The sequence below is a fragment of the Shewanella sp. Koi 1 genome (assembly GCF_052907445.1).
Genome location: NZ_JBREJM010000001.1, coordinates 4,750,549 through 4,774,280 on the forward strand (window position 1 = coordinate 4,750,549; position 23,732 = coordinate 4,774,280).

At 49.3% G+C, this 23,732-nt stretch carries 22 protein-coding genes; 11 read left to right on the plus strand and 11 right to left on the minus strand.

Annotated elements, in window-relative coordinates; translation table 11 throughout:
* Positions 1-124: 124 nt before the first annotated feature.
* The 5 genes from gorA to ACUZ8J_RS20870 all read left to right on the plus strand — a co-directional run bounded on the left by gorA (position 125) and on the right by ACUZ8J_RS20870 (position 5,855).
* On the plus strand, positions 125-1,480 hold the full coding sequence (gene gorA, locus ACUZ8J_RS20850; protein ID WP_446694849.1) for a glutathione-disulfide reductase: 1,356 nt from the start codon (positions 125-127) through the stop codon (positions 1,478-1,480).
* Between the two features lie 323 nt (positions 1,481-1,803).
* Positions 1,804-1,980 carry a hypothetical protein gene (locus tag ACUZ8J_RS20855; protein ID WP_023266152.1) on the plus strand — a complete coding sequence of 59 codons (177 nt, stop codon included), beginning with the start codon at positions 1,804-1,806 and terminating at the stop codon, positions 1,978-1,980.
* 3 nt (positions 1,981-1,983) lie between these two features.
* Positions 1,984-3,480 (plus strand): sodium/proline symporter PutP, encoded by a 1,497-nt coding sequence (putP, locus tag ACUZ8J_RS20860; RefSeq protein WP_446694850.1) that lies wholly within the window; start codon positions 1,984-1,986, stop codon positions 3,478-3,480.
* Between the two features lie 9 nt (positions 3,481-3,489).
* On the plus strand, positions 3,490-4,596 hold the full coding sequence (proB, locus tag ACUZ8J_RS20865; RefSeq protein ID WP_446694851.1) for a glutamate 5-kinase: 1,107 nt from the start codon (positions 3,490-3,492) through the stop codon (positions 4,594-4,596).
* Between the two features lie 11 nt (positions 4,597-4,607).
* Complete coding sequence (locus tag ACUZ8J_RS20870) at positions 4,608-5,855, plus strand: glutamate-5-semialdehyde dehydrogenase (protein WP_446694852.1); 1,248 nt, start codon at positions 4,608-4,610, stop codon at positions 5,853-5,855.
* 250 nt (positions 5,856-6,105) lie between these two features.
* Here ACUZ8J_RS20870 and ACUZ8J_RS20875 read toward each other — a convergent pair whose 3' ends face one another.
* Both ACUZ8J_RS20875 and ACUZ8J_RS20880 read right to left on the minus strand, forming a co-directional pair.
* Complete coding sequence (locus tag ACUZ8J_RS20875) at positions 6,106-7,608, minus strand: KAP family P-loop NTPase fold protein (protein ID WP_446694853.1); 1,503 nt, start codon at positions 7,606-7,608, stop codon at positions 6,106-6,108.
* A gap of 242 nt (positions 7,609-7,850) precedes the next feature.
* Positions 7,851-9,383 carry a DUF3612 domain-containing protein gene (locus ACUZ8J_RS20880; protein WP_446694854.1) on the minus strand — a complete coding sequence of 511 codons (1,533 nt, stop codon included), beginning with the start codon at positions 9,381-9,383 and terminating at the stop codon, positions 7,851-7,853.
* A gap of 208 nt (positions 9,384-9,591) precedes the next feature.
* Between ACUZ8J_RS20880 and ACUZ8J_RS20885 the strand changes: the two genes are divergently transcribed.
* On the plus strand, positions 9,592-10,155 hold the full coding sequence (locus ACUZ8J_RS20885) for a malate synthase (protein ID WP_011624573.1): 564 nt from the start codon (positions 9,592-9,594) through the stop codon (positions 10,153-10,155).
* Between the two features lie 265 nt (positions 10,156-10,420).
* Positions 10,421-11,371 carry a YeiH family protein gene (locus tag ACUZ8J_RS20890; protein ID WP_446694855.1) on the plus strand — a complete coding sequence of 317 codons (951 nt, stop codon included), beginning with the start codon at positions 10,421-10,423 and terminating at the stop codon, positions 11,369-11,371.
* Positions 11,372-11,420: 49 nt separating this feature from the next.
* Here the strand turns inward: ACUZ8J_RS20890 and ACUZ8J_RS20895 are convergent, their stop codons facing one another.
* Together ACUZ8J_RS20895 and ACUZ8J_RS20900 are read right to left on the minus strand one after the other, a co-directional pair.
* Entirely contained in the window at positions 11,421-11,567 is a 147-nt protein-coding gene (locus ACUZ8J_RS20895; protein WP_083758005.1) for a hypothetical protein, read from the minus strand.
* 112 nt (positions 11,568-11,679) lie between these two features.
* Positions 11,680-12,225 (minus strand): helix-turn-helix transcriptional regulator, encoded by a 546-nt coding sequence (locus tag ACUZ8J_RS20900; protein WP_109287622.1) that lies wholly within the window; start codon positions 12,223-12,225, stop codon positions 11,680-11,682.
* Between the two features lie 144 nt (positions 12,226-12,369).
* Between ACUZ8J_RS20900 and ACUZ8J_RS20905 the strand changes: the two genes are divergently transcribed.
* From ACUZ8J_RS20905 to ACUZ8J_RS20920, 4 genes are read left to right on the plus strand one after another with little or no spacing between them, the layout of a single operon-like run.
* Positions 12,370-13,572 (plus strand): metal transporter, encoded by a 1,203-nt coding sequence (locus tag ACUZ8J_RS20905; RefSeq protein ID WP_446694856.1) that lies wholly within the window; start codon positions 12,370-12,372, stop codon positions 13,570-13,572.
* Positions 13,569-14,597, plus strand: coding sequence for a membrane fusion-like protein (locus ACUZ8J_RS20910; protein ID WP_446694857.1), 1,029 nt, complete (start codon positions 13,569-13,571; stop codon positions 14,595-14,597). The genes ACUZ8J_RS20905 and ACUZ8J_RS20910 overlap by 4 nt, the downstream gene beginning before the upstream one ends.
* A 1-nt stretch (position 14,598) precedes the next feature.
* A complete protein-coding gene (locus ACUZ8J_RS20915) occupies positions 14,599-17,652 on the plus strand; it encodes an efflux RND transporter permease subunit (RefSeq protein WP_446694858.1) in 3,054 nt (1,017 codons plus the stop codon).
* Positions 17,649-17,954 carry a DUF3240 family protein gene (locus tag ACUZ8J_RS20920; RefSeq protein ID WP_261730217.1) on the plus strand — a complete coding sequence of 102 codons (306 nt, stop codon included), beginning with the start codon at positions 17,649-17,651 and terminating at the stop codon, positions 17,952-17,954. The genes ACUZ8J_RS20915 and ACUZ8J_RS20920 overlap by 4 nt, the downstream gene beginning before the upstream one ends.
* A 46-nt stretch (positions 17,955-18,000) precedes the next feature.
* Here the strand turns inward: ACUZ8J_RS20920 and ACUZ8J_RS20925 are convergent, their stop codons facing one another.
* The 7 genes from ACUZ8J_RS20925 to ACUZ8J_RS20955 all read right to left on the minus strand — a co-directional run bounded on the left by ACUZ8J_RS20925 (position 18,001) and on the right by ACUZ8J_RS20955 (position 23,732).
* Positions 18,001-18,636 carry a paraquat-inducible protein A gene (locus tag ACUZ8J_RS20925; RefSeq protein ID WP_023266165.1) on the minus strand — a complete coding sequence of 212 codons (636 nt, stop codon included), beginning with the start codon at positions 18,634-18,636 and terminating at the stop codon, positions 18,001-18,003.
* Positions 18,637-18,739: 103 nt separating this feature from the next.
* A complete protein-coding gene (locus ACUZ8J_RS20930) occupies positions 18,740-19,930 on the minus strand; it encodes an HD-GYP domain-containing protein (RefSeq protein ID WP_446694973.1) in 1,191 nt (396 codons plus the stop codon).
* Between the two features lie 219 nt (positions 19,931-20,149).
* Complete coding sequence (locus ACUZ8J_RS20935) at positions 20,150-20,392, minus strand: hypothetical protein (RefSeq protein ID WP_023266167.1); 243 nt, start codon at positions 20,390-20,392, stop codon at positions 20,150-20,152.
* Between the two features lie 7 nt (positions 20,393-20,399).
* Complete coding sequence (locus ACUZ8J_RS20940) at positions 20,400-21,137, minus strand: DNA-binding protein (RefSeq protein WP_446694859.1); 738 nt, start codon at positions 21,135-21,137, stop codon at positions 20,400-20,402.
* A gap of 15 nt (positions 21,138-21,152) precedes the next feature.
* Complete coding sequence (locus ACUZ8J_RS20945) at positions 21,153-21,695, minus strand: core component of ECF transporter (protein ID WP_446694860.1); 543 nt, start codon at positions 21,693-21,695, stop codon at positions 21,153-21,155.
* Positions 21,692-22,375: an energy-coupling factor transporter transmembrane component T gene (locus ACUZ8J_RS20950; RefSeq protein WP_089068838.1), complete on the minus strand. Its 684-nt coding sequence runs from the start codon at positions 22,373-22,375 to the stop codon at positions 21,692-21,694. The genes ACUZ8J_RS20945 and ACUZ8J_RS20950 overlap by 4 nt, the downstream gene beginning before the upstream one ends.
* Entirely contained in the window at positions 22,365-23,732 is a 1,368-nt protein-coding gene (locus ACUZ8J_RS20955) for an ATP-binding cassette domain-containing protein (RefSeq protein WP_446694861.1), read from the minus strand. The genes ACUZ8J_RS20950 and ACUZ8J_RS20955 overlap by 11 nt, the downstream gene beginning before the upstream one ends.

Sequence of the window (23,732 nt, forward strand, 5' to 3'; positions counted from 1 at the left end):
ATTTTTTGCGGCAAAACAAGGTCTATACCAAAGCAACCTAATGGGCTGGTCTGCAAACCCATTCCAACCTACAATGACCTTCTGCTAATAAGCACCTCATTCTTAGAGTTAGACGGAGAAACTCATGGCTCAACATTTTGACTATATCTGCCTAGGCGCAGGCAGCGGCGGTATCGCCTCAGCTAACCGAGCTGCCATGCGTGGCGCTAAAGTTCTACTCATCGAAGCAAAACATGTTGGCGGCACCTGCGTAAACGTGGGCTGCGTACCCAAAAAAGTCATGTGGTATGGTGCGCATATCGCCGAGGCCATGAACCTCTACGCCAAAGATTATGGATTTGATGTTTCAGTCAACAAATTCGACTGGAACACCTTAGTAAACAGCCGCGAAGCCTATATTGGTCGCATCCACGAGGCCTACGGTCGCGGTTTTACCAATAACAAAGTCACCCTGCTGAATGGCTATGGCCGTTTCGTTAATGGCAACACGATTGAAGTGAATGGTGAGCACTACACGGCTGACCATATCCTGATCGCCACTGGCGGCGCACCTACTATCCCTAACATTCCGGGTGCAGAATACGGGATTGATTCCGATGGTTTCTTCGCCCTGCGCGAACAACCTAAACGTGTCGCTGTCGTCGGTGCTGGCTATATCGCCGTCGAAGTCGCGGGCGTGTTACACGCACTTGGCAGTGAAACTCACCTGTTTGTGCGTAAACATGCGCCGCTGCGTAACTTCGACCCTATGCTAATCGATGCCCTCGTCGATGCCATGAAGACCGAAGGCCCAACCCTGCACACCAACAGCGTCCCACAATCTGTGGTCAAAAATGCCGACAACAGCCTGACTCTGAACCTCGAAAATGGCGAAAGCGTGACCGTTGATTGCCTGATTTGGGCTATTGGCCGCTCACCCGCAACGGGCAATATCGGCTTAGAAAACACCGATGTGCAACTGGATAGCAAAGGTTATGTAATTACCGACGCGCAGCAAAATACCACCCACAAAGGCATTTATTGCGTGGGCGATATTATGGCGGGCGGCGTGGAGCTGACCCCAGTAGCGGTTAAAGCCGGTCGTTTACTCTCTGAGCGCCTATTCAACGGCATGAGCGATGCCAAAATGGATTACAGCCAAATCCCAACCGTGGTCTTCAGCCATCCTCCGATTGGCACTATGGGATTAACCGAGCCAGAAGCCCGCGCGCAATATGGTGATGATAATGTCAAAGTTTACACCTCAGGCTTTACCTCAATGTATACCGCCGTCACTAGCCACCGTCAGGCCTGTAAAATGAAGCTGGTATGCGCGGGTAAAGAAGAGAAAGTCGTAGGTATTCATGGCATTGGTTTTGGTATGGATGAGATCCTTCAAGGATTTGGCGTTGCCATGAAAATGGGCGCCACCAAAGCCGATTTCGATGCCGTTGTCGCCATCCACCCCACTGGTGCTGAGGAATTTGTTACTATGCGCTAAGCGCATGACTCAAGTTTTAATCAGGCTCAATAGCCTGTGAATGTTGCATTTTATCGAAGCGGTTCTGATATTCTCAGCGCCGCTTTTTTATGTTCAACGATAAGCCATCAAGCCTATTTATCCGCTCTCAACATCCCACTCTTTCGCCCCAATTATCGGTTAAAAGCACAGGTAAATTTACCAGTATTCAAATCAATTTCTCTTGCTTTATGCCAACCGAAAGTATGCAAACTTGGCATTTCAACTTGATATTTTGCTAATAAAGATCTTATTATAGTTATAGCACTAACTATTATTCGCTCTAAATAAATCAAGGAGGCATTATGTCAGCTAAGCATGCTGCAGATGAAAACCCCATCTCACAGATCATCCGTTCCACCCGGGAACGCCTTCATGGAACACTACAATATTTCTGCCTGTTCGCCATTCTAAGTACCTATCTCTTTGTCATTTTGAAACCGAGCTTCATTCAAAATAACAAAGCGTTAGGAGGAAAATAATCGATGAATTCCCTCTCTTACGTTTCATTGGCAATTTATTTTATTGCCATGCTCGCTATTGGTTTGTTCGCCTATCGTAAGTCGACCGATGATGTCTCTGGCTACATTTTGGGTGGCCGCCAAGTGAGCCCGCACGTCACAGCACTCTCGGCTGGCGCCTCGGATATGAGTGGCTGGATGCTGATGGGCCTACCCGGCGCTATGTTTCTGGTGGGGTTTGAAACCCTGTATATCGCCCTCGGATTATTAATTGGTGCTCTAATCAATTATCTGGTGGTCGCCCCTAAATTGCGGGTCTACACCGAGGTCGCCGATAACGCGCTGACGATTCCGGAGTTCTTCGCCAAACGCTTTGGTCAGGCCGATAACAGCATTCGCATTATTGCCGCGGTCATCATAGTGATCTTTTTCACCCTCTATACCTCGGCGGGCTTAGTCGCGGGCGGTAAGTTGTTCGAATCCGCCTTTGGGCTGAACTACGATATTGGCCTAGTCGTTACCTTAGCCGTCGTGGTGTCGTACACTCTGCTGGGGGGATTCTTAGCCGTTAGCCTTACCGATTTTGTGCAAGGCTGTATTATGTTTGTCGCCTTGGTCTTAGTACCTTTCGTGGCATATCAAGAATTTACCAGTGCCGACCGCATGATGAACTTTGCCTATCAGTCGATCCCGCATTTTACCGACGCGATGCAAAATGTGACGCTGCTTGGCTTAATCTCGAGCCTCTCGTGGGGACTCGGGTATTTCGGCCAGCCGCATATTATTGTGCGTTTTATGGCGATCCGCTCGGTCGCCGACATTAAAACCGCACGCCGCATCGGCATCAGTTGGATGACAGTGACCATTATCGGCGCCTTAGCGACAGGCTTGGTCGGTATCGCCTACGCCAATAAATTTGGCATGAAGCTTTCGGATCCTGAAACCATCTTTATCGTGTTCTCCGAATTACTGTTCCACCCCTTAATCAGCGGCTTCCTGCTGGCAGCGATTCTCGCGGCCATTATGAGCACGATCTCATCACAGCTATTAGTCTCGTCGAGTTCGCTGACAGAAGATATTTATCGCACCCTCTCGAAGAAACAAGCGAGCGAGCAAGAAATGGTAAAAATGGGTCGTTACGGGGTCGCAGGTGTCGCCATTGTCGCAACGCTGCTGGCACTCGACCGTTCGAACAGTATCCTCTCCCTAGTGAGTAATGCGTGGGCAGGCTTTGGTGCCGCCTTTGGTCCGCTGGTGCTGTTTAGTTTGTATAAGGCTAACCTCACCCATAAAGCGGCGATTGCGGGGATTATTTCGGGCGCGCTCACGGTACTCTTTTGGATTTTTGCCCCCGTGCTTGCCGACGGTAAGGCATTGAGTAGCTTAGTGTATGAGATGATCCCTGGCTTTGTTGTCAGCAGCACAGTGATTTATCTGGTGAGCAAATTCGATACCGATCCTTGTCCTAAAACCACTAAGCAATTCCATCAGGCTGGTCGTGTACTGGCCGAGGAAAGCTAAGGAGGCGTTATGACAGACTCTCCCCGTAAACGTATCGTCGTCAAAGTGGGGAGCGCCTTAATCGCGCCCCACAAGCAAGGTTGCAGTAGCCATTATCTCTTGGGTATCGCGCAGTTAATTACTTACTGCCGTGTCCAAGGTATCCAAGTGGTACTGGTTTCATCCGGCTCGGTTGCCGCAGGTTGGCATCATTTTGAGGGCCAAGCTCAGCCGAGTGTCACAGTGAAAAAGGCCATGGCGGCTGCGGGGCAGGCGGATATGATGGCGACGTGGAATAAGCTATTTGATTTTCCCACCGCCCAACTGCTGCTGACCCATGGCGACTTACGTAATCGCGAGCGTTATATCAGTATTCGAGACACGATTTTTAGCCTGCTCGAACACGGCTTAATGCCGATAATCAATGAGAATGATGCCGTTACCGCCGACAAACTTAAGGTTGGCGATAACGATAATCTCTCAGCCATGGTGGCAGCAGCGGCCGATGCCGACACCTTAGTGATTTGCTCGGATGTGGATGGACTCTATGATAAAAATCCCCACGAACATCCCAATGCCAAGTTGATAAAGCAAGTCACTGAAATCAATGCCGATATCTATGCGATGGCAGGAGGCGCCAGCAGCGATGTTGGCACCGGAGGCATGCGCACTAAGATCCAAGCCGCCGAGAAAGCTATCTCCCACGGCATTGAGACCTTTATTATCAATGGCTTTAATGCCGACTCCTTTAGCCAACTGCTAAAGGGGCAAAATCCGGGCACCCTCTTTACCCCCTACGAAAAACCGATGCAGGAGCATTTGCATTGGATGACCCACACCTCGCAAGCGCAGGGTGAAGTGATCGTCGAGGATGATTTTGACCTCGCACTCGATCAACACAGCGAGCAATTAACTAGCGATGATGTGGTTGAAGTCAAAGGGGATTTCTCAGTGGGCGACACCATTTTGGTGCGTAAAGGCGATGGCACTAAGTTGGCGAAAGCCAAATCTAACTACAGCAGTTGCCTACTGAGTTTTATTACCGAGCAGGATGATCAGGCGTTTGCCAGTGAATTCCAGCAAAAAACCGGCCCCATCATTTCCGATAAGAATATCGCCATTCTTAAATCCATTTGAGTGGAGAAACTATGAGCCTAATTAAACAAATATCTGCCGATGCCGCCCATGCGGCCCGCACACTAGCCCAACTCGATGAGTCGTTAAAAAACAACGTATTACTGGATATGGCGCGCTCATTAAGGGAAAAAAGCTATGAAATCCAAAGCGCGAACCTGATTGACGTGCACCGAGCGACTCAGGACAACTTAAGCCCTGCAATGGTCGATCGCCTCACGCTGAACCAGCATCGTATTGAGGCAATGGCGCAAGGAATCGAAACCATCGCCGCCCTGCCCGATCCCGTTGGGCGCGAGCGTTTTATTGGTAAACGACCTAACGGCTTATCCATCAGTAAGATGCGCGTGCCACTCGGCGTGGTGTGCATGATTTATGAGGCGCGACCTAATGTCACTGCCGATGCAGGCGCCCTGTGCTTTAAATCCGGCAATGCGGTGATCCTGCGAGGCGGTAAGGAAGCACTCCACACCAGCCAAGTGATCGCCAGCATTTTACAGGCGGTACTCACCGCCTATGGTTTACCTAAAGCACTAATCAGCGTAATCCCCGATCCTGACCGCGCCCTGATGCTTGAACTGATGCAGCAGCGGGAATTTATCGATGTGATCATCCCCCGCGGCGGTGAAGGATTGATTAATTACGTCACTGAAAACAGTAGCATTCCGGTTATTCAGCACTTTAAAGGTGTGTGCCATTTATATGTGGATAAAGACGCCAATCAAGATATCGCCTTAGATTTGCTGCTTAATGGTAAAACCCAACGCACAGGGGTGTGCAACGCCCTCGAAGGCTTGTTAGTGCATAAGGATATCGCGCCGCGATTCTTGCCCCGCGTCGCTAAAGCACTGGCCGAGCATCAAGTAAAAATCAATGCATGCCCTCCGGCCGCCGCGTATTTCGACGCTTGCACTTATATGGCAGAAGAAGATTTTGGCCAAGAATACTTGGACTTAGAAATCGCCATTCGCCAAGTCGACAATTTTGAGGTCGCCACCCAACATATCGCTAAATTCGGCAGCCACCATACAGAGGTGATTTGCACCGACAATGAACTCACCGCGGCCCGCTTTCAACGCGCAGTGGATGCCTCAGTCGTTATGGTGAATGCCTCATCGCGCTTTTCCGATGGTAGCGAACTCGGCCTCGGCGCCGAAATCGGCATAGCCACCACTAAGCTACATGCCTACGGCCCCATGGGACTCGAAGCCTTAACCACTGAAAAATATCTGGTTTCAGGCACAGGACAGATTAGGGCTTAGCGATTACTCACAGAACCAGACTGATAGTAGACCGATAAATGATTAAGCACTGGCATTCCAGTGACTCGCCGTGAATATATCCCTATAGGCTCGACGGCGGCATCCATGCCGCCAACGGTCACTTACATGCCAGTGCTTAATCTCGTTAATTCTGGTGTATTTTTTGTAGCTTACAATTTTTACATTAACACCAAACCTTAATAAATTGGTGGTTCTAATATGATTTATAGGTGTATATAAGCGCTTATTTCTATTTATCAAAAGACACTGCTAACTCAACCCAGTTTATATAATCCATTTTACTTGCTGATAGGTTTAACAATTGCTCTTGACGATTACAATCAAGTTGCTCACGATAAGATGTACTTTTCTGGTATCTATCACCTAATTGATTTATAAACCCACTTCTATCTCTAGGTTTCCAATTCGAGCACATTCTATTCATTTCAGCTAGTAATTCATTTAATCTTAAATCAAAATTAAGGACTTGCGTTAATGTTACTACCTTAGGTACAAATCCTGCTTCATCCCGATAGGAAATATGAAAAACGTCTATAAAATATCCAATACTTGATATAGAATGAGAAAAATCATGGTCTTTATTAGTTGCTTCAACCCACTCGTTATAAAGAGAGAAGTGCTTATCCCTAATTACAAACAAAACAAGCAGCAAATAAGGATTTAATGTTTTTGTTGTATTACTTAAAACAGCTATAAATTTTTCCGTTAACTGTTCAGTTTCTCTTAGAGAAAGCCTAAATCTATCCGCCACAATAGAAACCACACTAGTAAAGTCATCTAATTCAACTAGACTAGGTAAAAATTCTTTCCACTTAGGATTATAAGTGACGTTCTTTTCAACGATATGGCTGACAAATTCATAACGTGAAAGCTCTGTTAACGAGTAACGTCGCCTAAAGAAGCGACCTAAATAGGTTTGAGCATCAAAGCCTTCACCATAAACAGCTTTCACCGCATGCTGTAGTTGTTCAGTATCAGTCGCCACGATAAAGGCAATGTTATCTAATTCAAAAAAGTGTTTAACAACTTCCAACATTTCTACGGCATAGCTAGGTCGACAGCGGTCAAGCTCATCAATAAAGATAAAAGCTGGCGCTTTTAAAACACCTTGTTGATGTGCAATGACTGCAGTAATTAATTCTTTAATTTCGTTTCGCAAATAGTTGACTGACTGCAATTTATCGTTGTGGTCTTTTACTAAGCATTGTGCAACTGCGGCGGCAGATTCACTTAAAGTATCAGAAATGAATTTGTCATCACCTTTTGAGTCTCCTTCAACTTTAATATCATCCAGATTCAAACCAACAGCCTTTTTCACCAATCCTTTGAGTAAAGCAGGCGCAGCTGCTTTGATAAATCGGGCTGATTTTTCAGTAATATTTGACAGAATTTCATTTTCAGCAGGCAATTGCTCACTTAAAGCATTTATCAAAGATGAAATAACGGTAAGCATAGGATCATCAGAGTAATCCTGCTTCCATGCATCAATGTAAACAACAGGGTGCGTATCTTTAATGCTCTCAATCCAGCGATTAATAAAGTAGGTTTTACCCGAGCCCCACTTCGCATTTAGGTTTAAAACATAGCCACCATCGATAGCATTAATTGCCAAATAATTGTGTAAAAAAGAAGCGTATCTAGCGCGATCTAATGTATCTCTTGGAAATAATTCAGTTCCTTCTGCACATAACACGGGCTCTTTCCAGTTAAAATCTACAATATCATCAGACATAAAATCCCTTTTTATTAATCAGTTACTCATACTTCAGAATAAAGTCATAATGTGTGCACTATCAACTCAATGAGCAATATAGACAACTGAGTTCGCAGAGTTAAGCACTCTCGCGGCAGTGACCGTTGGCGGCATGGATGCCGCCGTCGAGCCCTCAGGGATGAGTTCATGGCGTGTCACTGAAGTGAGAGTGCTTAATCGCAGCCATTTACTAAACCCTATGCAAAACTTCGCGGCATAGTTTACTCCACCCCACCACACTGCGATTTACCCGCTTGATAACAGCTGGGTTGCCGTGGGCAGACGGCGCCGCGGGAGCAGATAAGCCGGGCATCATTTTTAATACCGCGCTCAATCCAGTTGATATTCAATATCTTAGCCACACTGACTAGATCGTTTTTAATATGCTTAGGAATCGCGACCGAGCCGCCACCAGAGACACAGGCGGCTTTTAAATCATGGGCGATAGAGAGTGCATCTTTGCCTTGGGCCTCAATGGCCGGATTCAAATCGATACCGGCACAGAGCACATGGGGATTGCCCGCCGAGTCTTCGACCTTAATCGACTCGCAGCAGTAAATCCGTGGTTCATTGCCCACATTTAAAATCGAAATTTGCGCGGATGTCCCAACCTTGGGCTCGCTGATCATTCTAAATACCGCCCAGTGCTGACAAGGGTCTTCCACCAGCCGCATATTGCCCCAAGGCAGGGGAATACCATTACCACGGTAAACGGCCTTGAGTTTGCCCGGCGCATAGGCATCAAAATAATGCCAATGGGGATAAGGCGATACAACCGTCATCCGCCGCATGGCGACCGAGGCCGACACTTGCAGCTGTTTATGCACCTCAATTTCGTAACCGTGGCGGTCGAGTAATTGTCGATACGGCACCTTAGGACATAACAGGGCTCCGGCAAAAAAACTGGACTCAAAGTCGCGCCACGCATGCAAAATATCCTGCGCGTTCAGAGTATTAGACTGCATGGTCACTTCTTCATCCATCTCCAGTTTTCGGCCAGAAATCATCACACTCTTAAGCCCATCTTTGTTGTGCAACACACAATGGCCGATATGGGCGGCGAGATCGTACTTTAGCCGGCTGGGGCGATTTTTAAGGACTTTATTGATGTAAATGGTGCTGGGCGGCTCGAAGAAGGAAGTCACTAACTGATGAGAGCTTACGCCACGCTCGTCGATCACTTCCTGGGGCGTACTATCTATCCATTTGATTTTTAAGCCTACGCCCTTGGCAATATCCAGCATCTCCTCGAGGGATAAGGGCATACGTTTTAACCCAACCTCTTCGGCGGCACGTTCAAGATCGGGGAAATGGTTTTGATGATGTTCCTGATGGGCGCGGATTAATAAGTGGGCAAATTGCCGACCCGAGATCCCAGTCTGGGATAGCATTTCAGGAATCGCTATTTGCAAAATATCATTTGAAAACAAAAAGCTGGGTTCGAGCGCCATACCACTGATCCCACCACGGCGGCCCTTGTCCGGCGTGATGGCACTTTCCTCGGGCACGTCGTCTAAAAACCAGTCAACGTCCTTTTGAAAAACCGTGGCAATCACGGCCAACATTTCGGCACTGGGTACGCGTTTTCCACGCTCGATCATCGACAAATATGACACAGAGGGCGCACTGCCCGCATCGACGCGAATGCAACGCGCGGATAAATCCTCCATGGTTAAATTGTTACGTTTCCGTAGGTTACGTATTTTTGTTCCTAGGAAATGTGACTTTCTCATCAAGCTCTGGTCATTGCGCATTTTGTAAAATTCACATTGTAAAATTTTTATTGTGAAATTGTAGTCAAAAAAAGACTAGACTACAAATTAAGCAATCGAGGCAGGTTACCCACCTGACACTGCTTAACCATTAACTCTGTCGGACAAACCAAATTGAAGACAAACGTTGAACCATTAGAAGTGAAATCAAGGCCCTAATTTTTAATTTGAATGTGTAGAGGATACAGCGATGAATATGTCAATTATCAATAGCCACCAGATCCAACCGAATCTAAACAGCTTCATCGCAGAAGAAGTGCTTGCCGTCGCCCAAGTGAACGTGGCCGAGCATGAAAAACTAGCCCAGGCGAAGCAGTTCCTCGACCGTCATTTCCCGCTGGATGCGGGTTCGCACCAGGATGTGATCAGCTATGTGGTTTACTACCAACACCTGCTGGCATTTTTTGCCGACGGCAGCCACAGCGGATTACGCCAAACCAAGCAGTTTGTTGCCTTCAACGGCACTAAAGATGCGCCAAGCGCCATAGTGTTACAGGATCAAGGCTGCCATGTTGAATTGTGTTTCGACCGCACAGGTATGATAGGCGCGCGGGATTTAGCAAATTTGGAAGATGTGCAAATCGAAGCGCCCGTTGAGTTAGCCGCCGAACCCACAGAGACACGCAATACCACCTCGCGCCACTGGTTAAGCCTGTTACATGCAGGAATGCCAAGCGCTAACGATATTCAAGACAAACTGTTTACCGCTAAAGATGGCGGCGACTACAGCCTGCAACGTATCGTGAATCTCTAAATTCCGCGAATTCTCACGGGAGAGCTGCCGTCGGCGACTCTCCTTTTTTAGCTTCAAATCTACCTATCCATTAATACTCAATAAAATTGATTTATAAAATAAATTAAATTGATTTTATTGAAGCTGAACGCAATCGTTATAATGCCCGTCTTTGTCAGCGTCCCAATGCTTATTCGGTTGGCTTATTCGAGTATCCATGCCTATGTGGATGAATACGACAATCCAAGATTGGAACGATAACACTCAGTCGCAAACCTAAGGCGTTATGAATTTTTCATCGATAGTCTCGCAACTAAAGCAACCCCATCGCCTTGTGTTTGTCTGCGCCGCGCTACTGTGTCTCGCGCCTGTTATCTCATCCCCTATGGCGCTTGTGCTCGGTTTTACCCTGGCCAGCCTAGGTTGGGTGCCAAACGACTGGAATATCGCCGCCCTCACCAAAAAATTACTGTCCTATTCGATTATCGGCTTAGGCTTTGGGATTAACTTCAACGCAGCGATTGAGGCCAGCAGCCATAACCTCGGATTAATTGTCGGCTCGATTATTTTTACGCTGATCTTGGGCTTTATGGTGACTCGCGCTTTAAAGTTTGACCCGATCACGGGGCACTTAATCGCCTCTGGCACCGCCATCTGCGGCGGCAGCGCCATTGCCGCCGTATCGCCCGCCATTAATGCCAAACCAGACCAAACCGCCACCGCATTAGCCTGTGTATTTGTACTCAACTCGGTGGCTTTGTTTTTATTCCCCGCCCTCGGGCATTTGCTCGATATGAGCCAATACGATTTTGGCGTGTGGAGTGCCATCGCGATTCACGACACCTCCTCAGTCGTCGGCGCGGCCTCTGCCTATGGTGATGAAGCACTTAAAACCGCGACGACCATTAAACTGGCGCGCGCATTGTGGATTATCCCTATCGCCCTTGTCAGTGCGCTGATCTTTGGCGGCGATAAACGTAAGCTTAACCTACCGTATTTTATCGGATTTTACTGTTTAGCCATCGCAATCGCCCATTGGTTACCGCAGTTTCAACCACTCTACGACACGCTGTTTATGGTATCGAAACGCACCTTAGTACTGTGTCTATTCTTGATTGGCGCGGGGATTACGGTGCAAAAAATGCGGGCGAGCGGCCCTAAGCCTTTGCTGCTGGGCGTGGTTCTGTGGGCGGCGATAGGTATTACGTCTTTAGGTTATATTCTTTATTTTCAATAGATTGGATTTTAGCCTAGCGGCTCAGATTGACGTGCTAACGCGGGATGCTTTATTCGGCGTTGGGTTTAATCCGCCAAGCCAACCCCAGTACGCCTAAAAAGGCGGAAAATTCGATCAGCGAGCGGAGTAATCCTGTGGTTTGCGTGGATGCAACCAAGGCAATAAGGCAAAACACAATCAGCAGCGAGTTTTTCAATTGCATCCTCCGACTAACTTAGGGGATGCTCATTATTGTTTAGAACCAAAAAGCCAACCAATATCGATTTTCAATAACAAATAGCTATAACAACTAAGACTGAGAGTTTAGCTTAAGCGGCTTTATGGGCGCTATCGGACTCGTTTGCCGCCAGTTCTTGGTTATGTTCTTGAATAAAATCTTCCATAAACCAAGCACAAAAGGTGTGGCGGCCATCCACATCGGCCTTGCCATAAATGGTCGACGCCTGTTGGCGCACGGTTTTCTCTTTTGTCTGTCTCACTTCGGCAATTTCTTTAAAACTCAGCCCCTTGAGCAATAAAAATGCAACTTGCTGCTCGCTCTTGGTAAAACCCCAAGTATCAAACTGATTCGATACGGCTTGGCTGTATTCCTGTCTGGCGGAGCGCATTTGGGTCGACATATTGTCGATTTTTTTATCGGCGAACTCGAGGCGTTTTGCTAAGGCTTTAACCTCACGTGAGCGGCGAATTAAATCGTAACTGAGGTAGATGGCCCCAACGGCGGTGAGCACTAAGAGTATGGCTTCCTGCACTAAATGCCATTGCGGAATGCCTAATTGAATGTCGGAACTAATGTCAAAAAGCTTAAAGCACATGATGAGTGCCAGCAGACCAATAATGACAATATCCTTCATCTAAAACTCCTAAATAAAAGCAAAATCAATCAATTATTTTATGGGACATATGTACCATAGGCGGATTTATGATACAGGTCCCCGACGACTTTCAGCCGTCAATCCCTACACTGACAGCATTGTTTAATACCACAGAATCATCTCATGTCTGTCAGTTCGTCTTGTATCAAGTTATGTCTGTTGACCAGCTTAGTCGGCAGTAGTTTCCTGTGTCTTGCGGCGGAAGCCGAACTTTCCCAAGCGCTTTCGAGCAGCCAAGCTAGGTTGACTAATCTCACTTCGTCGAATACCCAAGCGGCAAATTTATCCAGCTCGACCTGGCTCTCTGGCCTGCCGAGCATTAGCTTAAATCACCTCGGGAGCTTGGATAATAGTAACAGCTACGAGCAGGAACTCTCAGTCAATTTGCCATTTAAATCGCCCGCGCTACACAGCAGCGATAAGCAAATAAAACAGCTTGCCGAGCAAATTCATCAACAACAAACGGCGCTGCAAGGCTTGTATCTCTCGGGATTATTAAGGCAAAGCCTGTGGGAATATCGCCAGAGCGAAGTCAAACTGGCGCAGCTTGAGCGCAAACAGCAGTTGCTCGATAAACTCCATCGCCAGCAAAAACAACTGACCGATGCGGGGGAATTGCCACTGGCCAACACTCTACTGCTGGAGCGGGAAAGTGTCGATATCGCCTTAAGCCGCGCCGATATTCTGCAACAACAAGCCCAATCTTTAGCCCTATATCAACAGCTGACGGGCCAAGATCAGATGCCGAGCGCGATAGAAGAAACTGACCGCCCGCTTGGCAAGGGCGCCGAGACCTTAGCCCAACATCCCCTATGGCAATTGCTAAAGCTGCAACAACAGCAACACTTGCTGCTGATCCAAACTCAGCAAGCGGGTGAGCGCGATCCTTGGACCGTCTCACTCACAGCAAAAAATACCGCGGATGCTGGCGTGGATGATCAGCAGTTAGGCATAGCCGTGTCAGTCCCCTTAACCTTGGGCTCGGCGCTGTCCCAAAGCGATTTATCCCAATGGCAACAAGCGAATACCGAGCAAAGTCTCAATCTTGACCGCAGCGCACTCGAGCTTAAAAACCAGTGGGATCAATTAGTCCGCCAACAAACAAACCTCGTCGAGCAACAGCGCTTACTCACCCAAGCGCTCGCCCTCAGTCGCACCATTACCGAGGAACTTGCCAAGGTAAAAGATCAAGATCAGGTGAGTTATGAAGTCTGGCTGCGCCGCTATATGGAGGCGCTCGACACCGAATCCCGCTTGGCGCTCAACCGCGTCAGCTTGCAACAACTGCATTCTCAACAACTCCAAGCCTTAGGAATTTCATTATGATGGCCAAGTACGGCGCATGCCTTCTCTGTTTATCCGCGAGTGTTGTAGGTTCGGCGCAAGCCGAAAGCTTAGCCATCAGTGCCTTAGGCAATCTCGACCTCAGTTACACCCAACCACAAAGGGTCGCCAGTTATGAGGGCAGCCCATTGCCAGCGCAGGTTGAAATCCTCCCCGGCAATGATTACTGGATCAGCACGCCCGAGAATATCCAGCAGGTGCACTTTCTCGTCGGCCAAGGCCAGCGCGTCAGTAAAGGCCAAGCGATAGTCAAACTCACAGGGCCAGAAGTGTTCCACTACCTCGCCCAAGTCGAGGCCGCGGCGAGCCTGTATCAACTCGCTAAGAGTCGTTATGAGCGCAACAAACCTTTGCTCGCCAATGGCAGTATAAGCGCCGAAAAATGGCGTGAGATCAGTCAGGACTATTTCACGACCCACCTCGAATACGAGCATATGCAGCACTTTATGGAACGCGTCCACAGCACGGATGCGGCTACCGACTCCTTAGTTGTCGCCGCGCCCGTCGACGGTATTGTTAAACTCAATGCCATCAGCGGCCCTTATATGGCCGGGGATCAGCTGTTTTCACTGGTGCCCAATAACAGCATCCGCGTCAAAGTGAATGTGCCGACGGGCCAGTCCCACGCCCTGTCGGCCATCAATATTAATCAATGCCATATCGCGATTGAGTCACTGTCGGCCATTGCCGAAGGCGCCTTTGTTACGGCTTGGTCATCGGCGGTGCCGCAGGAATGTAACCTGTTGTTAGGCCAGCAAATGACTGTGGTTCCCGAGTATCAAAAAGCCGTGTATTTACTGCCCAAAAACAGTGTGTTTAGTTGGGAGCAAGACAGCCAAGTGTTCACGCTGTCCGATAACCAGCTCAATGCACTAACGATCGATATCTTAGGCTCAACGCCGGAGCAATATATTGTCGCCAGCGATCAAGATTTGAGTCAGCTGCAAGTCCTATCCCAGTCGGTTGCCGCGGTGAAAGGCATCATGCTCGGTTTAGGAGGCGAATAAGATGCTCACCTCTGTGATCCGTTTTTCGCTCACTCAGCGACTCTTTGTGCTGATTGTGGCGCTGATCCTCATGTTGGCTGGCGCACGCGCTTGGTTCGCTATTCCCTTGGATGCCTTTCCGGATATTTCCCCAACCCAAGTGAAGATTATCCTCAAGGCTCCGGGCATGACGCCGGAGGAAATCGAAGCGCAAATTACTGTCCCGATTGAAACCGAACTGCTCGGTATTCCGCGGCAATCGATTCTGCGCTCGACCACTAAGTACGCCATTAGCGATATCACCCTCGATTTTGAAGAAGGCACGGATATCTATTGGGCGCGCCAACAGGTGAGCGAGCGCCTCTCGGCGGTCTGGGACAGTTTTCCCGAAGGCGTGAGTGGTGGTGTGGCGCCCATGAGCACGCCGCTCAGTGAAATCTTTATGTTTTCACTCGAAAACCCCAATCTTTCCCTGCTGGAGCGACGCCAATTACTCGAGTGGGAAATTCGGCCGCTGCTGCGCACAGTGCCCGGTGTTGCCGATGTGAATATCCTCGGCGGTTATACCAAGAGTTTTAGTATCAGCCCCAATCCTGCGGCGATGGCGGCTGCGGGCGTGAGTTTTGCCGCGCTGCAACTGGCGATTGTGGAGAATAATCACAACGAAGGTGCAGGTAAGCTCACCATAGGTACAGACACCATCATAGTGCGCTCCGAGGGACGCATCGATGATATCGACGAGCTTAAACAGCTAGTGATCAAAGCCGATAATGCCAAGGTCTATCGCTTGCAGGATCTCGCCGATATCCAGATAGGTCACCTTGCGCGATACGGCGCCGTCACTAAGGATGGCAACGAAACTGCCGAAGCCTTAATCATTGCTCTCAAGGACGCCAATACGGCGCAAGTGGTTAACAACATTAAGGAAAAGTTGGCGCAAATCAGCCTGACTCTCCCCGAAGGCAGCCAGATAAACACCTTTTACGACCGCGCTAACCTGATCAATACCGCTATCGAGACCATCTCCAATGCGCTATTCGAGGCCGTGGTGCTGGTCATAGTATTGCTGGCACTGTTTTTAGGGAATGTGCGCGCCGCGTTAGTGGTGTCACTATCGCTGCCACTAGCCGCACTGTTCACCTTTTTGATGATGGATCACTTCAATCTCTCCGCTAACCTGATGAGTCTCGGTGGCCTCGTTATTGCCATCGGCATGTTGGTGGACTCCTCCGTGGTAGTGGTTGAAAACATGGTGAATTTAATCGCCACTAAACAGCGTTTGCCGCGTTTGCACTTGATCTTTCGCGCCACCAAAGACGTCGCCATTCCCGTAGTATCGGGCACGGTTATCGTCATCATAGTGTTCTCACCACTGCTCACCCTCAGTGGTTTAGAGGGTAAACTCTTTACCCCAGTCGCCATCACCATAGTGTTTGCCATGCTGTCGGCGCTGGTGTTATCGCTGACCGTAATCCCCGTGATTGCCTCGTACCTAGTCAACGAAAAGGCGGCGAAAGAACCTAAGGCCATCGATAAGCTCAAGCATCTTTACCTTGGCAGCCTAAAAGCCTGCTTTGGTTGGCAAAAACCTTTTATGCTCACCGCCTTTAGCTTGCTGATCGTCAGTCTCGGCCTGTTTAGTCTGGTGGGGAAAACCTTTATGCCGACCTTAGATGAGGGCGACATTATTCTCCAGTTAGAGAAATCCCCTTCGATTTCCCTCGACGCCTCCATCGCTATCGATAAACAGATCCAGCAAACCTTGCTAAGCCAAATCCCCGAAATTAAGCAGATGGTGGCGCGCACTGGTGCCGATGAGATTGGCTTAGATCCCATGGGATTGAACGAAACCGATGTGTTTTTAGAGCTGGCGCCCCGCAGCGAATGGCGTTTTGCGACCAAAGAGCAGCTTATCGATGCCATCCGCACTGTGCTGCTCAAATATCCCGGCGTGAACTTTAACTTTACGCAACCGATACAAATGCGCGTCTCCGAAATGCTCACAGGCAGTATTGGGGATGTCGCGATTAAAGTATTCGGTAATGATATCGAGACCTTAGGCAAACTCACTGGCGAAATAGAGCAACTGGTCACCGCCACTCAGGGCAGCGTCGACGTTAAGATGGCGATGATTGAGGGCAGCCCTTTTATCAATCTCACCTTAGATAACGAGCTCGCCCGCGGGTTTGGGATGAGCACTATGGAGTTTGCCCGCTACCTCAAGAGCCAGCTCGAAGGCGTAGTCGTCACCGAAGTGCTGCAAGGGAAGAAGCGCACGCCCGTGCTTATAGCCAATAACCAAGCGCAGATCAGCAACATTAACGAACTGCAAAATCAGCTATTGGTGATGCCAGATCATTCCCTAAAACGCCTAAGTGATGTGGCCGTTTTGAGCTATAAACAGGGCCCTATCCTGATCGAGCGGGAACAGGGAAATCGCTTTTCGGTGATCACCACCAACGTCCAAGAGCGGGATATTGTGGGCTTTGTGGAGGAGCTTAACAGCAAAATCGCTAAGGAAATCAAACTGCCCAGCGGCTATAGCGTTAGCTTCGGTGGCGAGTTTGAAAACCAGCAGCGCGCCACCAGCAATTTGTTACTGGTGATCCCTATAGCTATCGCACTGATCACTTTGATTTTATTCACCACCTTCGGCTCGCTGGCAAAATCGGGATTAATCCTCGCTAACGTCCCTTTTGCCATGATGGGCGGTATCGTCAGCTTGTATCTCTCGGGGGAATACCTCTCGGTGCCCGCCTCGGTAGGTTTTATCGCCCTGCTAGGTGTCGCCGTGCTTAACGGTGTAGTGATGGTCAGTTATTACGAACAAACCAAATACTTATTCGGTAGCCTCAGGGAACGAGTCGAACAGGGTGCCGCCCGGCGACTCAGGCCCATTCTGATGACAGCCACCACCGCCATGTTTGGTTTGATCCCCTTAGTGTTCGCCTCGGGCCCTGGTGCTGAAATCCAAAAACCCTTGGCCATTGTGGTGATCGGTGGATTACTCACATCGACCATTACGACCCTGTATTTACTGCCCATGTTGTATTTTTGGCTGGAGAAACGCCGATGAGCACGGAACAATTGCTAGTCCTGATCGCCCAAAACGATATTAAGGACGATATAGTCGACACCCTGATTGAGTTGGAGTTTTTATCCGGCTTTAGCTTGGGCAATATTTGCGGATTTAGCCGCGAGCACAGCCATTTCAATATCAAGGAACAAGTGGAAGGTTATCGGGAGTTTTGTAAGTTTGAGATTATGCACCCAGCAAGCCAGCAAAGCGCCCTGCTTGAAGCACTAGCAAAGGTCTGTAAACACAAGCCTTGCCGTTATTGGATTATGCCCATCTATCAAAACGGCACGCTTTCCTAACGATAAAGGGCATACAGAACCTGCTGTATGCCCTTTAAGTGAGTGACTACAGAATCGGTGTTGGACGACGCACTAAGTAACCACTGGCGATTGAGAGAATGCAGTAGGCGGTAAAGAAGTAGAATCCGCTCTCAAACTGCGCCTTGGTCTTGAGCATTTCGCCCATGCCACCCGAGGCATTGCCCGCCAAAAAGGTAATGATCAGGGCCACCACAAACACATCGGCCATCGACCATTTCGCCAACGCAGACACTAGATGATGAATGCGCCACTGCAGCGCAACCGAACTCACGCTTTGTTGTACCAACATCAGACTGAGTTTCACTGCGGGGATAATGATACTAAACAGCATCACCAGACCGGCCACTAAGCCATTGCCTGAGTTGTATAATTCGGTGACTGTGCTCCAAATACTGCGGGTTTGCTGTAATACTTCTACCTCGCCCTTGAGGTTGTTCAGCCCCAACAGGCCACTGACCATATTCAACATGCCGCGGGCACTGTCGCGCCCCGAGTCCTCATCGAAGCTCTGTGCGACCTGCTCAATCCCTTGTTCGGTGAGTTTGGCCTTATCTATGCTGCCATTGAGGCTCAAAATGGGTTGAGTCACGCCGGGAATTAACAGCGCTAAAGACAGCAGAATAACGAGAATAGGAAGGAGAGAGTTGCGTACACTGTTCATAACTGGGCCCTAAAAAACTTTGGCCCAGTGTACGGCCTTTCCCCTTATCGGGGCAATGAATGGCACCTGACAACTTGGCAGATATCAGGCGCAACGGCGCGCATTAGTAGAAGGGTTTAGGATCGATATCCAGCGAGCTAGGTGAGACTCCGCGTTCAATATGCAGATCCGACTTGAGCAGATCTATCATAACCACTTCTGTATAACGTTTTGCTTTTAAAGAATAAAAACATTTTACGATCGGGTGTAATGCATCTCTGTCCTTCGAGGTCCAGACGATGCCCACTCGCCCATCGGACAATTCAACCAAAGAGCCGACAGGATACACACCGACGCAGCGAATAAACTCATATACCAGTTCTTGGTCGAGATGGAACGGTGTCAAACTCAGCAGGATCTTAAAGGCCGCCGCCGGGCTCATGGCCTCTTTGTAACAACGAGTGGCGGTGAGGGCATCGAAGATATCAACGATACAACTCATGCGGCCATGGAGTGGGATTTCCTCAGCCTTTAATCCCCTTGGGTATCCACGGCCATCGAGCTTTTCATGGTGCATCAGACAAACGTCTTTACTGACCTGAGATAAGCCTTTTGTTTCGTTCATAATTTCAAGTGCATACACTTGATGCAGCTTCATATGTTCGAATTCTTCTGGGGTCAGCTTACCCGGCTTATGCAAGACTTTATTATCGACCTTGATCTTGCCGATATCGTGCAAGATACCACCGACTGCCATCTCCCGAAGAATCGAACGGTCGAGCTTTAAATACTTACCAAAGGTCACTAACAGGAAGGCCACATTCACTGAATGTTCAAGCAGATAAGCATCCTTTGAACGCAGTGCAGACATGCATCTCAGCGCATCTTCATCCAACAAGACAGATTCAATCATGCTGTCTGCTAAGGCTTCGAAGGGGGCGACTTCTATCGCTTTGCCTTCAAAGGTTTCTGACAAGACTTTGCGGATCAAGTCTTTAGCTTCGGTCAAAATGACCTGTGCCTGCTTTTGTTGATTCTCGCGGGTTGCAAACGGTTTTTTCGGTTCTGGCGGAATGTGGTTGCTGGCTTTACGTTTAAAACCACAATGTTCGGCCGAACGTTCAGTGTCGACCCAAACAAATTTGATCCCATTCTTGGTTAATTTGGCAATCGCATCCTTGTGCTTGATTTGGCCGGCGTTTGCAATGGCGAGTCGACCTTGATCACTTTTGTCTATCGCACAGACAAACATACCCAATGTTAATTGCGACACGGGTAATTTGATTAGCTCAACTGATTCTGCCGACTCACTCATTTCTAGCAACCCCAAGGCATAGAGAAGATTACTGCTACTGACCACGCAACACGCCATGCTAATTTAGCACATTATGAAGCCATTTTTATCTTGGTAGTATAGGACAGTATAACTTGCATTCTAAGCTGGGGAGGTTAAAAGCACCATATGCTTTGATGACAAGCCTCAAAGAACAAGGCAAAAACCAAGCAAAATGATGGGACTCTATTCAAATATAAGCTAATTAGTTAATAATACGGTATTTTTTAGCATCAAACACTCGAAGCTTGTCATCATCCAACGACGATATTGGCAGTTATAGCAGGAGCGAAGTTCATCATCGACCTGCTCATCTTCATCGTCGGGAGCAAAGCGAGGGCACAGTTGTGCCACCCGTCTCGCCTCGGAATATTGCTGTAAACCCGCCCGAAAAATCCAGCGCTCCGTCTCGTATTCAAACTGTTGGAGTAGCTCTTGCTCCATTCTCACCTCAATAGCCCTGAAGGGCTTGCTTACCCGCATTACGCCACAACTCACCGTCCTTCGAGACTAACAATACAAACTGATGCTCAAGGTAAACGGCTTTCACTTTGCCTTTGAGTTGAACCTTTTCATCCGCCGCTAAACGGGTTTTATCTGTGCTAATGACCGCATCGAGGCCAGTCTGTTCGAGAATCTCTGCCACAGTTAATTCGAGGGAGACTTCCTCAAGTTGACCGAGTTTGATTTGACCCTTCACTCGCCCATCGCTCCCCATTAAGCGCAGCCCTAATCCCGCCAAGGCACCAATCACGCCCTGTCCGGTGCCGCCGTGCTCGGTGAGTTGGATCTGTAACTGCTCTGCAAGCTGATAGGCGGATTCTTTAGTAATCACCTCACGCTTGGCGCTGAGTCCAAAGTCTATCAGCGCATGCACATCATAGTCCGAATCGACATCCAAAATCGCAATCCCAGGATCCGCCTTAGGCGCCGACTCGGCCACCAGATGCGCAACCGCCAGTCGATGGATTTCCGCCTGCGATAATGGTGACTGCAGCGCAAAACACATGGCACTGTTGTGTGAGGTGTAAGGAATGTCAGGGTGCACAAACAGTTGATGCCGGGTCACAAAGGAGGCCTTGCCCCCCGAAGTTTGCGCGAGTAAGAGTGCAATTTCCTCGGCAATCTCCCCCGTGCCCTTAGTGCCAATGTCGTCGGTATCGTCGATACAAATAAGCCAATTTTTCATCGGTATTCCTAGCAGTTAAAACTTGTCACGGCGAAGGAGATCATGGGCCTTAAGCCTATTCAGCACGGGAGGCACCAGCAGGGCTCCTAAGGTGGCAAAGAATCCGCCCTTAAGCACGCTTGCGCCCCATTGGATCAGCACGACATCGAGCGCCATGCCCGCCAGCGCATTGGTCAGTGCCACTTTGACCGCCCACGCCATACAACCAACAATGCCTAAAATCACGCAGCGCCAATGCAAGCTTAATGTGAGCGGTAACAACAAGGCCACCAGATCCATAGCTATGGCAGGTAAGATAAACTTCAATAAAATCATTGGGCCGCCCTTACCAACACCGAGCGCCATGGCGACTAAGCCTGCAATGCCGCCACAGGCAATCATGCTGCCGAAACGCCCAAGCACACCGTAGCAAATCAAATAGAAGAAGCTCATTAAAAACATGCTGTGGCCAGAAAGCCCAAGCTTGAGCCTTAACATGCCCGTCAATGCCACCAGCAGGGTGGCGCAAAAGCCTATAAACAAAGAATCCTGTAAGCTCAGGGGGAGTTTTTTATTCATTTTTTGTCTCTGGGTGAATGCCAATGGGTGGCACGTGAACTCTTACCAAAGTGGCGACTCTGGGCCGCAACCGCCATCTGGCGAGATAATTTAAGCAATTGGATTAACACAGGAAACAGCACGCAGTACACCAGTTCTGGCCAGTTTTTGGGATTCCGCAGCGCCTTAGGGGTAATGCGTGCGCCGCGCAGACACTGGATCTGGTAAATCTCGCGCACTTCGTCCGCCATATAGGGCAGCAAACTCAAGGATGCAGCCACCACAAAGGCCCATTTGCTCGGCAAAAATGCACTTAAGACTTCGCCGATACGTTCAGGCGCCGCCGTGATACACAACCACCATCCGGGGATAGTCGCTAAAATAATGCGTCCCACCACCACGGCGCCTTGGGCAAGGTGATCAACACCATAGAGCAGCAGATAAAGACTTAAGGTAATCGTCAGTTGAATCACGCCGAGTTTCACCACGCCCATAATACTGCCTCGGCGCGCTAACCCATGGAGCACGAGCAAGCCATTCACGGCCGCCAGCGGCAGCAGTAAATCGGCGGGCAATACAAAAGCGCAGGCGGAAAGTACGCAGACTAAAAACAGCGACAGCGCGCACAGGGTGGTTTCTTGTTTCTCGCGACTCCAACGCCGGCGGGCACGTAGTCGCCATCGACGACAACTAACCCACATAGCGCTCCTCCATCCCCATGGTTTCTTCTGCCAACAACCCTTGGCGCAGGCTTAACTGCCGCGACACCGCACTGTGTTCCACCAACCTGTGGCTGGTCATCAGAATCGCACTGCCTTGGGCGCTGAGGCGCTTGAGCAGGAACCATACTTTGCGATAGTACTCTTTATCCATACCCGCGAGCGGGTCATCGAGTAGCAGTACCTTAGGCTGCAAGCAGGCTAAGGATGCCAAGGCAATCAGGTGTTGTTGACCATAGGACAGCTTATGGGGCGACTGTTCGGCCAGAGCGCTCAACTCGAGATCGAGTAACATTTGCTCGGCACGCGCAGTCGGAAGTTCGAAACGATTCAAACTAAACTGCATCTCGGCCAGCACATTGGTTTCAAACAGTTGTCGACTCGGCCTTTGCAGCAATAGCCCTAACTCCGCGCCGTACACACCGAGTTTAGGTTTACGGCCTAGCACCTTGAGTGGCAAACGCAGCTTTAAGTGCAGCATGCCCGCGAGGGATTTTAAGAGGCTAGTTTTACCCGCGCCATTATCCCCCACTAAGGTCACTATCTCGCCCGCATGCAGTTGAAACCCTTGCGGACAGCTAAACAACGGCTGACAACCATCGAAGCAAAAATCAAACGCTTCGGCGCTGACCAGCACTTTGCCTAAGTGATGTGCGCCTCCCCAAGCTCTCACTGGCACGTCCTGCACTGGGGCATCGCTAACGGTGTATATTCCCTCGGATAAACGACCAGCCTCTAATTGCCAATAGTGCTGGATAATCTCGGCAAAGGCCGCCGCATTATGTTCCACCAGCACCAATGCCATACCTTCGGCAATCAGATTTCGCAGCACAGCCAATAGCTCGCTTACACCGTGATCATCGAGCTGCGCCCATGGCTCATCGAGCAAGAGTAAATGCGGCTCGCACACCAACTGGGCGGCAATCATCAAACGGTATTTTTGGCCGAGGGAAAGGGTACAGACAGGGGTGTCGAGCCGTAAAAACAGCCCGACGCGTCGCAGCGCTAACTGCACCTTAGGCAACATATTCTCGGCGGGGATGCCGAGATTCTCTAAGGCGAAGGCGACTTCGGCGCCCACGGTTTGCCTCAGTAGCTGGGTTTGAGGATCCTGCATCACTAAGCCAGTCACCAGCTCTGGGTGACGCCAAATATCGCCCTCATGGGGGCGCGACAGCACGCCCGCCAGTAGATTGAGTAGACTCGATTTCCCCGAGCCCGTTGGCCCGCTCACACAATGGCATTGGCCTGCGCCAATCGAGAGCTTAAGCTCCTGTAAAACCGGGGCTAATTGGCTGCCATAGTTAAAGCTGACACCGTCGAGCTCGAGTAATTTCAT